Source organism: Paraburkholderia fungorum, from assembly GCF_902833645.1.
Lineage (GTDB): Bacteria > Pseudomonadota > Gammaproteobacteria > Burkholderiales > Burkholderiaceae > Paraburkholderia > Paraburkholderia fungorum.
Genome location: NZ_CADFGE010000001.1, coordinates 137,635 through 150,549, shown reverse-complemented (window position 1 = coordinate 150,549; position 12,915 = coordinate 137,635). Strand labels below are relative to the sequence as shown.

6 protein-coding genes are annotated in these 12,915 nt (G+C 63.5%); 2 read left to right on the top strand and 4 right to left on the bottom strand.

Going from position 1 to position 12,915, the window contains the following annotated elements:
* Positions 1–16: 16 nt before the first annotated feature.
* The 4 genes from glgB to HWX91_RS00630 form a co-directional block, all read right to left on the bottom strand.
* Entirely contained in the window at positions 17–2,227 is a 2,211-nt protein-coding gene (gene glgB / locus HWX91_RS00645; RefSeq protein ID WP_028196138.1) for a 1,4-alpha-glucan branching protein GlgB, read from the bottom strand.
* The gene (treS, locus tag HWX91_RS00640) at positions 2,220–5,675 is read right to left on the bottom strand and encodes a maltose alpha-D-glucosyltransferase (protein WP_028196139.1); all 3,456 of its coding nucleotides are present in this window, start codon (positions 5,673–5,675) and stop codon (positions 2,220–2,222) included. Before treS ends, glgB begins: the two co-directional genes overlap by 8 nt.
* The gene (locus HWX91_RS00635) at positions 5,665–9,114 is read right to left on the bottom strand and encodes a maltotransferase domain-containing protein (RefSeq protein WP_081833030.1); all 3,450 of its coding nucleotides are present in this window, start codon (positions 9,112–9,114) and stop codon (positions 5,665–5,667) included. Before HWX91_RS00635 ends, treS begins: the two co-directional genes overlap by 11 nt.
* 381 nt (positions 9,115–9,495) lie before the next feature.
* Entirely contained in the window at positions 9,496–10,161 is a 666-nt protein-coding gene (locus HWX91_RS00630) for a DUF1345 domain-containing protein (protein ID WP_028196140.1), read from the bottom strand.
* Between the two features lie 376 nt (positions 10,162–10,537).
* On the opposite strand from HWX91_RS00630, the gene HWX91_RS00625 reads away from it, so the two are divergent.
* Positions 10,538–11,170 carry a sugar dehydrogenase complex small subunit gene (locus HWX91_RS00625; protein WP_028196141.1) on the top strand — a complete coding sequence of 211 codons (633 nt, stop codon included), beginning with the start codon at positions 10,538–10,540 and terminating at the stop codon, positions 11,168–11,170.
* Positions 11,171–11,294: 124 nt separating this feature from the next.
* A complete protein-coding gene (locus HWX91_RS00620; protein ID WP_028196142.1) occupies positions 11,295–12,896 on the top strand; it encodes a GMC family oxidoreductase in 1,602 nt (533 codons plus the stop codon).
* Positions 12,897–12,915 lie beyond the last annotated feature (19 nt).

Sequence of the window (12,915 nt, the reverse complement as noted above, 5' to 3'; positions counted from 1 at the left end):
CCTTACTCTTCATCCGTCAGTCCGCGCGCAGCACGATCGTCGCCAACGGCGGCAGCGTCAGCGCGGCGGAATGCGGCCAGCCGTGGCTCGAGGTGTCGTCGGTATGGATCACGCCACCGTTGCCCATGTTCGAGCCGCCATACACGCTGGCATCCGTGTTCAGCACTTCTGTCCAGCGGCCGCCGCGCGGCATGCCGATCCGGTAGCCGAGGCGCGGCACCGGCGTCATGTTGCACACCACGACAAGTTCGCGCCCCTCGCCATCGCTGCGGCGGTAGGCATACACGCTGTTGCCGCTGTCGTCGCCGACCAGCCACTGGAAGCCGCCTGGCTCGCTGTCGAGCCGATGTAGCGCGGGGTCCTCGTGGTACAGATGGTTCAGATCGCGCACGAGCATCTGTACGCCGTGATGGTTCGGATCGTCGAGCAGATGCCAGTGTGGCGACGCGTCATGGTTGAATTCGGCCATCTGGCCGAATTCGCCGCCCATGAACAGCAGCTTCTTGCCCGGATGCGTCCACATGAAGCCGAAGTACGCCCGCAGGTTGGCGAATTTTTGCCACCGGTCGCCGGGCATCTTGCCAAGCAGCGAGCCTTTGCCGTGCACCACTTCGTCGTGCGAAAGCGGCAGCACGAAACGCTCGGAATACGCGTACACCATGCCGAACGTCATCATGTGATGATGGTATTGGCGGTACACCGGGTCTTCCTGCATGTAATGCAGCGTGTCGTGCATCCAGCCCATGTTCCACTTGAACTGGAAGCCGAGGCCGCCGTCTTCGACGCGCGCCGTCACCCCTGGCCATGCGGTCGATTCTTCCGCAATCGTGATCGCGCCCGGAACGCCTGGCACATAGCCGACTTCATGATTCAGCCGCTTCAGAAACGCGATCGATTCGAGATTTTCGCGGCCGCCGTAAATGTTCGGCACCCACTCTCCGGCGTTGCGCGAATAGTCGCGATACAACATCGAGGCGACCGCATCCACGCGCAGGCCGTCGACGTGATAGCGCTTCAACCAGGCGAGTCCCGACGCCACCAGGAACGCGCTCACCTCGTTGCGGCCGAGGTTGTAGATCATCGTGTTCCAGTCCTGGTGATAGCCTTCGCGCGGATCGGCGTGCTCGTAGAGCGGCGTGCCGTCGAAGTCGATCAGGCCATGCGCGTCGTTCGGGAAGTGCGCCGGCACCCAGTCGAGAATCACGCCGAGACCGGCCGCGTGTGCCTTGTCGACGAACAGCGCGAACTGCTCGGGCTTGCCGAAACGGGCGGATGGCGCGAACTGTCCAAGCGGCTGATAACCCCACGAGCCGCCGAACGGATGCTCCGCGATCGGCATGAACTCGACATGCGTGAAGCCCATGCTTTTAACGTAGGGAATCAGCCGTTCGGCGAGTTCCTCCCAGGTCAAACCGCGCTGCCCCTCTTCGGCGACGCGCAGCCACGATTCGGCATGCACTTCGTAGATCGAGATCGGTGCGCGCGGCGTCTGTTTGTCGGCGCGCGATTGGATCCACTCGTGGTCGGTCCACGCGAACTGCTCGATTTCGTCGACGTGCGCGACCACCGACGCGGTGCCCGGCGGCTTTTCCGTTTGCATGGCACACGGATCGGCCTTCAACGGCAGCGGATGGCCGTCACGGGCAAGCAACTCGTACTTGTAACGCGTGCCCGGGCCGACGCGCGGCACGAACAATTCCCACACGCCGGCCTGGTGACGCAGTCGCATCGGATGACGGCGCCCATCCCATGAATTGAAGTCGCCGACTACCGACACGCGCCGCGCATTCGGCGCCCACACTGCGAAGCGCACGCCCGGCACGCCGTCCACTTCCATCGGGCGTGCGCCGAGGCACTCGAGCACCGCATAGGGATCGCCGCCAGCGAGACGCCCGAGCGGTTCGTCGCCGAGAATGGGGCCGAACGAATACGTATCCTCGATTTCCTGCACGGTGCCGTGCCAGTCGATACGCAGACGATAGGGCGCCGCCGAACTCACGCGACCGGCGAACAGCCCCGGTTTGAGCTGTTCGAGTTCGCCGAGCGTCGAACCATCGGCACGCGCGATAACCTTGACGTGCGAAGCGTTCGGCAGCAACGCGCGCACTACCGGACCCGCGTCCGTCTGATGCATGCCGAGCTGCGAGAAAGGATCGGGGTGACGCGCTTCGACGAGCGCGTCGATATCCAGTGGTTGGAGGCCTGCGGCCGGATCGTGCTCACTCATAATCGCCCTCGGCCGGGGTAGGCGGTGCGGCGGCGCCTGGCGCCTGGGTTGACGGATCGTGCTTACCGGTGTCGCCGAGCAGGCGGCTGGTGAGCGCGGCAAGGCCGCGTACCGGCAGACTGAGCCACGTCGGCCGATTGGCCGCTTCGTAACGGATTTCGTACGCGGCTTTCTCGATCAGGAACAGATCGAGCAGAGCCTGTTCGGCTTCCGGCGCGACGAGTTGCGTCGGCGAAGCGGCGGCAGCGGCCCGGTATTCTTTCAGGAATGTTTCGGTGGCGTGCGCGCGGAAACGCTCGAAAAGGGCGCGCTTGCGATCGGCGGTCTGCACCGGCGCGCTTTCCGTCGTGGACTGCGCCGCGGCGCTCGCATAGGACAGCGAACGCATCAAGCCGGCGACGTCGCGCAGCGGACTCGATTTCTGGCGCCGCTCCTCCAGGGTACGCGCGGGCTCGCCTTCGAAGTCGATCAGATACGCGTCGCCCTGCGCGACCAGCACCTGCCCCAGATGGAAGTCGCCGTGAATGCGCGTGCGCAACGCGCCTGCGTTGCCCGATATCAGTTTGCTGACCGCGTCGACCAGCGCCGCGCGACGGTCGATCAGGCTTTGCGCCAACGCTTTGGTGTCCGGATCGCTCATCTGCTCGATACGCGGCGCAAGCAGATCGAGCGCGCTCGCGAGCATGGATTGCGTGCCGTCGACCCACGCCTTCACCTGTTCGGCGCTGGCGGGTTCGGGGGCGAACGCCGGGTCGTCGGACGGCGAAGCGAGCGCCACGTGCAATTCGCCCAGGCGCTTGCCGATGATGCCGGCGAGCGCACTGTAGCCGTCCACGAGAATCGCTTCGTTGTCGCGGTCCGGCGATTGTGCTTCCGTATCGACCGCGATGGCGAGTTCATCCACCGAGCGGCGCAGGTAGTCGAGCGACCAGTTCCACGCGTCGCCCTGGTTGTCGATATAGCCTTGCAAGATCGCGAGTGTATGCGGCACGCCTTCGGGATCGACGCGCACCACTTCACCATACAGCGGCGCGGTGTTCGCGTAGCCGAGCTGGGTCAAGTAGCGGCTGATTTCGGCTTCCGGATGGATGCCGCTCACCAGACGCCGGACCAGCTTCAGCACCGCGGCATCGGCGATGATTAACGAGCTGTTGCTCTGTTCGGCCGCCAGCCAGCGAATCTCGGGCTGCTCGCCGAGATGAGCGAGTTCGGAGAAACGCTCGGTCGGGATGAACCTGATCTCACTCTTCTGCACGGTCGGAATCACCGCGCGCTCGCGCAGCTTGCGCAATACCCCGTGGGCGAAGATCGGCAGCGCGAACGCGTCGGTCAGATGGCCGACATTGCGGCCACGGCGAACGCGCGCCAGCGCCAGTTGAAGGAATAGCGGCGTCGTGGTTTCACCGCCCCATGTGATCGCGATCGGCACGACGTAGCGTTCGGTATGGTCGCCCACGTCGGCTTCGATTTCGGTGAACGCGAAGCCGCCTTGAGGAATCGTGGTCAACGCGGCGAGACGCACCGCGTGCATCTTTTGATCCTTGGAGGCAAACCAGCGGCGCCGGCTCAGCCACGACGGCAGCACTTCCGATTCGAGCAAGCGGACGTTTTCCGGTGTCGGACCGACCTGGCCTTCGCGGATCACGATCGTGACGAATTCGGGCAGTGGCTCGGAATGCGCCTGCGCCCAGGTCGGGCGTTGGCCGCCTGAACACAGCAAGAACCACAGGAAACCGTACGGCGGAAAGGTCAGCAGATAGGTGAGCTGGCCGATCGCGGGGAATACGGAATCCGCGGTCATTTCAACCGGCACCGCGCCATTGAATTCGGATAGATCCAGCTCGACCGCTTGCGGTGCGCGTGACAGATTCGCCACGCACAGGATCGGCGGCTCGCCGGGTAATTCGCGGAGATACGCGAGGATTTTGCGGTTCTCCGGCTTCAGGAAACGGATCGTGCCGCGTCCGAAAGTCTGTTTCGCGCGCCGCGTGGCGAGCATGCGCCGGGTCCAGTTCAACAGCGAATGCGGGTCGCGGCTTTGCGCTTCGACATTGACGGCGTCGAAGCCGTACAGCGCGCCCATTACCGGCGGCAGCACCAGTTGCTCGGGATCGGCGCGCGAGAATCCACCGTTGCGATCCGACGACCATTGCATCGGCGTGCGCACGCCGTCGCGGTCGCCAAGGTGGATGTTGTCGCCCATGCCGAGTTCGTCGCCGTAATAGATCACGGGCGTGCCGGGCATCGACAGCAGCAGCGAGTTGATCAGCTCGATGCGGCGGCGATCGCGCTCCATCAGCGGGGCGAGACGGCGGCGAATGCCGAGATTCAGGCGCGCGCGCCGATCGCTTGCATAGGTGTTCCACAGATAGTCGCGCTCGGAATCCGTGACCATTTCGAGCGTCAGTTCATCGTGATTGCGCAGGAAAATCGCCCACTGATTGCTGGGGGCGAGGTCCGGCGTCTGGCGCATGATGTCGGTAATCGGGAAGCGGTCTTCGCTCGCAATCGACATATAGATGCGCGGCATCAGCGGGAAATGGAACGCCATGTGGCATTCGTCTTCGTCGCCGAAATATTCCTTCACGTCTTCCGGCCACTGGTTCGCTTCGGCGAGCAGCATGCGGTTCGGGTACTCGGCGTCGATGGTCGCGCGAATCTTCTTCAGCACCTCGTGCGTTTCCGGCAGATTCTCGTTGTTGGTGCCTTCGCGTTCGACCAGATACGGCACGGCGTCTAGCCGCAGCCCGTCGATCCCCATATCGAGCCAGAAGCGCATGATCTGCAGCACTTCCTTCAGCACGGCCGGATTGTCGAAGTTCAGATCGGGCTGGTGCGAATAGAAGCGGTGCCAATAGTAAGCACCCGCAACCGGGTCATGGGTCCAGTTCGACGGCTCCGAATCGATAAAGATGATCCGCGTTTCCTGGTACTTCTGATCGGTATCGGACCACACGTAGTAGTTGCGATGATTCGACCCCGGCTTGGCGCGGCGGGCGCGCTGAAACCATGGGTGCTGATCCGACGTGTGGTTGATCACCAGCTCCGTAATCACGCGGATGCCGCGTGCGTGCGCTTCCTGAATGAAGCGTTTCACGTCGGAAAGCTGGCCGTAGTCCGGATGCACATTGCGATAGTCGGCGATATCGTAGCCGTCGTCGCGGCGCGGCGATGGATAGAATGGCAGCAGCCAGATCGCATTGACGCCGAGTTCGGCGATGTAATCGAGCTTCGCGATCAGGCCGGGAAAGTCGCCTACGCCGTCGTTGTTCGCGTCGAAGAACGACTTGATGTGCACCTGATAAATGATCGCGTCTTTGTACCAGAGCGGATCGTCGCTCAAGGCCGCGGGTTTGCCGCGCCGATGCGAGCGTGCTTTCGCGGCGCTGCCGGTGCTCACGTTGGTCGAGGCTTGCGGCGGAGTTTGGGCTGGATCGTCACGCTTCATGTGCGCCTTCCGTAGAGGTGGGGTTGCCAGCGTCGTCTGCGTGATAGTCGCTGTCGGCAGCAGCGGGGCGCTCGGCGGGCAGGCCGCCAAGCGGCGCGATGCGCCAGATCGAAAACGGTTGATCCGAACCGAGGCGGACATGCTGCCAGCGGCCGTGCCATTCGAAGCGGGCGCCCGTCATCTGATCGGTCACTTCCAGTGCGCCATGATCGTGCAGATTCCAACGCTGGAAAGTGTCCCACGACAATTCGATATCCGCCCCCTGTTCGTTGAACGGGTCGAGATTGATTGCCACCAGGATGACGTTATCGCGTGCTTCGGTCGCTTTCTCGAAGAACAGAATGTTGTCGTTGTGCGCGGTGAGGAACGTGAGGCCGAGATGCGTGTGCAGCGCCGGGTTCGCGCGTCGAATCCGGTTCAACGCACTGATTTCGCCGACGATATTGCCCGGCCGGTTCCAGTCCCATGCACGCAACTGATACTTTTCGGAGTCGAGATATTCCTCGCTGTTCGGCAGCGCGGCGGCCTCGCACAATTCGAAACCGCTATACACACCCCATAAACCGGCGAGTGTGGACGCGAGCGCCGCGCGAATCAGAAAGCCCGAACGCCCCGACGATTGCAGATGCCGCGGGTTGATGTCCGGCGTGTTGACGAAGAAATTGGGCCGGTAGAAATCGCGCGCGCCGGTTTGCGTGAGTTCGGTCATGTACTCGATGAAATCGCGCTTCGATTCGCGCCACGTGAAGTACGTGTACGACTGCGAGAAACCGATCTTGCCGAGGCGGTTCATCATGCGCGGCCGCGTGAAGGCTTCGGCGAGGAAGATCGTGTCGGGATAGCGCGAGCGCACGTCGTTGATTACCCATTCCCAGAACGGCAGCGGCTTGGTGTGCGGATTGTCCACCCGGAAAATATGCACGCCGGCTTCGATCCAGAACAGGAAAACGTCGCGCAGCGCGAGCCACAAATCAGGTTTGGCGTCGTGCGCATAGAAGTCCGGATTGACGATGTCCTGATACTTCTTCGGCGGATTTTCCGCGTAACGCAGCGTGCCGTCGGGACGCCACGCAAACCAGGTGGGATGCTCCTTGAGCCACGGGTGATCCGGCGAGCACTGGATCGCGAAATCGAGTGCGATTTCGAGGCCGTGCGCGTGCGCGGCGGCCAGCATCTGCTTGAAGTCGTCGAGCGTGCCGAGTTCGGGGTGCACGGCGGTGTGGCCGCCTTCGGCCGCACCGATTGCATACGGGCTGCCGACATCGCCCGGTTGTGCATTCAGCGTGTTGTTGCGGCCTTTGCGGTTCGTCATGCCGATCGGGTGGATCGGCGGGAAGTACAGCACGTCGAAACCCATGTCGCGGATGCGTGGCAATTTTGTGACGACATCGGCAAAGGTGCCGTGACGCGACTCGTCGTCGCTCATCGAACGCGGGAAGATTTCGTACCAGCTGGCGAAACTCGCGGCGGTCCGCTCGGCGTCGATCTTGTAGACGATCGGATCGCGGCTCAGGAACGGCCGGTGGCGCGCGGCGCTCATGGCCTGCGCGGTGGCCGGCTCGAGCAGCAAGGCGAGCTTCGTTGCGGCGTCCGCCTTGGTGAAGCGTTTGACGATTTGCTCGAGCGGTTCGGTCACGGCGCCCTCTACCGTTTCCACTTCGGCGAGCACGAGTGCGAACAGATGCGCGGCTTCTTCGAGTTCGAGTTCGACGGTTTGGCCCGCTTTCAGCTTCTTCTGGATATGCTCGACCAGCGAAGCAAAGTCGTCGCGCCATGCAATGACCGTGAATTCGTGGCGGCCGAGCCGTTCCAGCGGAATGCGCGCGCTCCAGATATCCAGGCCAGCCGGTTGTGCCGGGCGCATCGGGACTTCGTGCCAGGCGGTTTCGTCGGCTGCGCGCCAGATGACGGCAGCGGCGATCTTGTCGTGTCCTTCGGCGAAGATCGCGGCGGTGATTTCGGCGCGCTCGCCCACCGTGCGCTTGGCGGGAAAGCGGCCGTTGTCGACCGCGGGCGTCACGCTCTCGATCGCCACGCGCGGCGCGTTGATCGCTTCGAGCACCGTCTTGTGGCCGCTGCGCTTGCCGGTCGCCTTGTCGATCGGCGGCGCGAGCCGGATCGGCTGCTCGGCGACGCCGCGGAACAAGCGCACGGCGCCGGCTGCGAGCGTGAATGGTGTCAACGTGGCGGGCGTGGCATGTCCGGGCGCGTCGAGCGGCACGAAGCGCGTGAAATTGCCCGGTACGCCCGCCAGGAAGCGCGCGGGATCGACGCGCACAGGCGCACCGAGTTCGGGATTGATGGCGATCAGGATTGCTTCGCCGGCGTCGCGCAGATCGGCCGTGTCGGCGCGCAGCAACACGGCTGCCGGCGCGCCGGGCCCGCTTAGCGGACGCAATTCGCCGTTGCTGTGCAACGTTTTCGTCTTGCTTACCAGTTGGTTCGCATGGCTGATCCGCTCGGAGAGATCGAATCGCTTCGACTGGCTGGCAAGCGCGAACTGCGCCGCGTCGCCGCGTGTTTGCGACATCGGCTCGGCGATGCCGTACTCGAAGCCCATCGGCATCATCCAGCCGGTGCCGATGGAGGCCGACGCGAACAGCGCGCGCCGGTAGGCCCGCTCGACGATGGCGGCGTCGTGCGCCTCGCCGAGGTCGGCGGCAAGGCGGGTGCCGTAAGGCGCTTCCGGAAAGGCGACCGGGGCGGCGATGCGGGCGAGGGCCGCATGTTCTTCCACCATCCAGCTGGCGCGGAAGTCCCACCAGCGCACTGACGAAAACACGCTGTCGAAGCCCGCGCCTGCGAGGCCGAGCAGATCGCCACGGGCGAGACCCGGCGTCGCGGCGAGGAAGCGCACTTCCGGGTGCTTTGCGCGAACCGCGTCGCCGAGTTGCCGCCAAACGGCGGCCGGCACACGGTGTGGTGAATCGAAGCGGAAGCCGCTCACGCCCGCGTCGGCGAGTGCCAGCAGTTGCTGGGTCCACCAGCCAACTAGCGCCGCACGGCTGGCGCCGTCGTTGAAGTTGGCATACGCGACGTTGTCCTCGCGGTGCACGTGGCGCGGATCGAGGCGTGCCTCTTCAGACTCGAATGGGTGGAACCAGTCTGCATGTTCTGCGTATAGCACGCCATCGGCGGCCATCCGGTCGATCACCAGATCGACCAGCAAGGCCAGGCCATTCTGGCGAGCGGCCTGTGCCAGCGTGCGGATCGCTGTCGTGGCAGATTGCTGGGTCTCGAACACAGGATGCAGCCGGCTGTGGTTGCCGACCACCTGCCCATGCCCGCCTCGCCCGGGCTCGAAGACGCTGCCAATCAGCGCGTGATCGAAGCCCAGCCCGGCTGCGTGAGCAAACTGTGCGGGCCATGCATCGAGCGGCCCGACGAGAAGTGAATGAAAAAAGTAAATCCGCGGCGCGTACCCGTTTGGGGATTCCATCGGTCGTTTCCAGATTCGTCCTGCTGCGGTGTGGATGCAATTGACATGCGATCACAGCGCTCATTGGGCTTCCAGAGCCGGATACCGCGCGATGCGCAAAGCGAGGGCGCGTACTGGTCAATGTAGTGCAAAGATCGTCACGCCGCTGGCCAGTAACAGGTGCTTTGACGCCAGGCGTCGAAAGCGCGCGAGCGGCCAGAACTATTCGCAAGACGCAGCAAACGTTGTGCCAGTGCGTTTTTAGACCGGATGGACCGAAGCGAAAAGGTGGGGATGCGCGCCTGGCAGGAAGGGGCGCGGAAGTGGCATCGGGGCGAAGTTGCCCGCGGGCGCGGGCGGCCCGCGTGTAAAACGGGCGGGCGTCGTCCGGGTTTTACACGGCTACGAACCGAGCAGGCCCGCTGCGATGTTCACGCACAAGCCGAGCACGGCGACGTTGAAGTAGAACGACAGGATCGACTGTGCGAGTGCCGCGCGGCGGATCGACCGCGAGCGCAGCACGACATCCGAGGTTTGCGAGGCCACCGCGATGGTGAACGAGAAATACAGAAAGTCCCAATAGTTCGGCTGGAGCTTGTGGTCGGGAAACAGCAGCGCGGTTTCCGTCGTATCCAGGTCGTAGTACAGCCGCGCGTAGTGCATCGTGAAAATGGTCGGAATCAGGAACCATGCACCGAACAACGTGAGCCCGGTCAGAAGATAGTGCCAAAGCGTCGAGGCGCCGGCCGTGCCCTTCACCGAGGCAAGTTCGAGCACGATCGCAACAATACTGGCGATCGTGGCTGCGCAGATCACGACCAGCACCACGCCGGCGTTTTCATCGTCGCGCCGTGCGAACTCGCGGACCCGGCCTTCGTCGGCCATAGCCATGTGCATCCAGATCAGCACGAGATAGCTCCATACCGCGGCATCCCAGCCGGCCAAGGTGCGCGCCATCGGGCTTGCGTGTTTGGGGAGCAGCAGCAGTGCGACCACGAGGCCGACGGCGAGGCCCACCAGCATACGTGGTCGATTGCGAAGAACCTGTGGATAGTATTTTATGGACATGTGATCAAGGGAAGGCCGACTGTGTCGCGAATTCTACTCGCGCTTCGAGCGCCATTTGTCGAATCGGTGAATCACAGGCTATAGTCTTTTGCAGTGGTCCAGCTTACGGGGTCTGATTGAAAGGCGATTGGCAGGCGGCACGCCTGTCGCCTTGCATACCGTGCGCCCAGGCCGGTCACGAGCCTTTCATCAACACAACGTAATGCGCTTCGCATCGGCATCATGCAGTCTCACGAGACCGCTTAAGCGGCGCCAGGCCAGATTTTTTGGGGTAGAGAAATCGAGGTAACGCGCGGGCGCTTTTCGCGCCATGCCACATTACGGCGGCGTTGCCCGTTGAGAATGACTCACGATCGACTCACCATCTGGAGTCCCCATGACAGATGCTTCCGAGAACAAAGATGCGCACCACGAAGTGACGCATTTGGCCCGGTTCCCGTCGTCTACTTCATCGTCCTCGCAGTCGCCTCCGCTTCAAGTTTCGCGTTCGTTTTCAGCCTCGCGCCGGGCGTGGGTGCTGGGCGCGTGTGCCGCTGCCGCGGCGCTCGCGTTTGCCGGCGCGGGCCGTTCGTTCTCGTGGGTCGCCCCGGCGTTTGCCGACGCGCCCGCCGGCGGCGGGCTCGACGCTTTCCTCGCGCTCTCGCAGCGTCTCACCGGCCGCACGGGTTTCGACGCCGTGCTCGGCAAGCGGGTCTATGACGCGCTTGCGAAATCCGACAGCCAGTTCGCGCAGAACGTCGCCGCGCTCAACACGTGGCTGCAAGGCCACGGCGGGGTGCCGTCCGACACCGTCACGCAGGCACTGGCGGCCGATCAGCCCGCGCTCGCCAAGTCCGTCAGCGCGATCATGCGTGCGTGGTATCTCGGTCTCGTGGGTGACATGCCGCATGTCGACGTGGTCGCTTATGAAAAAGCGCTGATGTTCGAACCGGTCAAGGACGTGCTGACAATTCCGTCCTATTGCCGCGACGTGCCGTTCTATTGGACGCAGAAACCGGTGAGCACCTGAACGACGTTCCTCTCGCGCGTGCCGTATCGATTGTCGTAGCGCCGGATCGCCTGACTGAGCCGTTCGACGAAACGCCGGCACGTGGGATCAGCAAGCAACGATAAGCCAGGATAAGAGGGCAACAATGGCAAACTCAAATTCCGCCGACATCGTCGTAGTCGGATCGGGCGTGGCAGGCGGGCTGGTTGCACATCAGATGGCGCTGGCCGGTGCGTCGGTGATTCTGCTCGAGGCCGGCCCGCGAATTCCGCGCTGGCAGATCGTCGAGAACTTCCGCAACTCGCCGGCCAAGTCCGACTTCGCGACGCCCTATCCCTCCACGCCTTACGCGCCGCATCCCGAGTACTCGCCGGCCAACAATTACCTGATCCAGAAGGGCGACTATCCGTACAACTCACAGTATGTGCGGCTGGTGGGCGGTACGACGTGGCACTGGGCGGCCGCCGCCTGGAGGCTGTTGCCGGCGGACTTCAGGTTGCACACGCTGTATGGCGTGGGACGTGACTGGCCTTATCCGTATGAGACCCTGGAGCCGTGGTACCAGGCGGCCGAGGTGCAACTGGGTGTTTCCGGCCCGGACAGCACGGTCGACCTCGGTTCACCGCGCTCGCAACCTTATCCGATGAGCCAACTGCCGCTTTCGTACATGGATCAGCGCTTTAGCGACGTGCTCAACGCGCAGGGCTTCAAGGTGGTGCCCGAGCCGGTCGCGCGCAACAGCCGTCCCTACGATGCACGGCCCACCTGCTGCGGCAACAACAACTGCATGCCGATCTGCCCGATTGCGGCGATGTACAACGGCGTGGTGCATGCCGAGAAGGCCGAGCAGGCCGGTGCGAAGCTGATTGCCGAGGCGGTTGTGTACCGCGTCGAAGCGGACAACAAAGGGCTCATTACGGCTGTCCACTACAAGGACCCGAACGGCAACAGCACGCGCGTGACCGGCAAGCTGTTCGTGCTCGCCGCAAACGGCATCGAAACGCCGAAGCTGATGCTGATGTCGACCTCCGACAAATTCCCGCACGGTGTCGGCAATAGCTCCGACCAGGTGGGCCGTAACCTGATGGACCATCCGGGCACCGGCGTCACCTTCCTCGCCAACGAACCGTTGTGGCCTGGGCGCGGGCCGATGGAAATGACCTCGATCGTCAACTTCCGCGACGGCGCGTTCCGCTCCGATTACGCGGCGAAGAAGCTGCATCTGTCGAATGGCGTGCCGACCATGGGTGTGACCGCCGACCTGCTGAAAAAGGGTGTGACGGGCGCCGAGCTCGACCGCCAGATTCGCGATCGCGCGGCTCGCACGCTGAACATCAACAGCTTTCACGAGCATCTCCCTGAGCCGCAGAACCGCGTGGTGCCATCGGCGGATCACAAGGATGCGCTGGGCATTGCGCAACCCGAGATCTACTACTCAATCAACGACTACGTGAAGAAGAGCGCGGCGAACACGCATGAGCTTTACGCGCAGATCGCCGCGCTGTTCGGCGGCGCCGAGGTCTCGTTCGACGATACGTTCGCGCCGAACAATCACATCATGGGTACCACCATCATGGGCAGCGATCCCGGGGATTCGGTCGTCGACGTGGATTGCCGCACGCACGATCACTCGAATCTGTTCATTGCCAGCAGCGGCGTGATGCCCACTGCAGCCTCCGTGAATTGCACGCTGACGATCGCGGCCTTGTCGCTGAAACTGGCGGACAAGCTCAAGCGTGAAATCTGAGCCTGAACGGAGAGCCAAC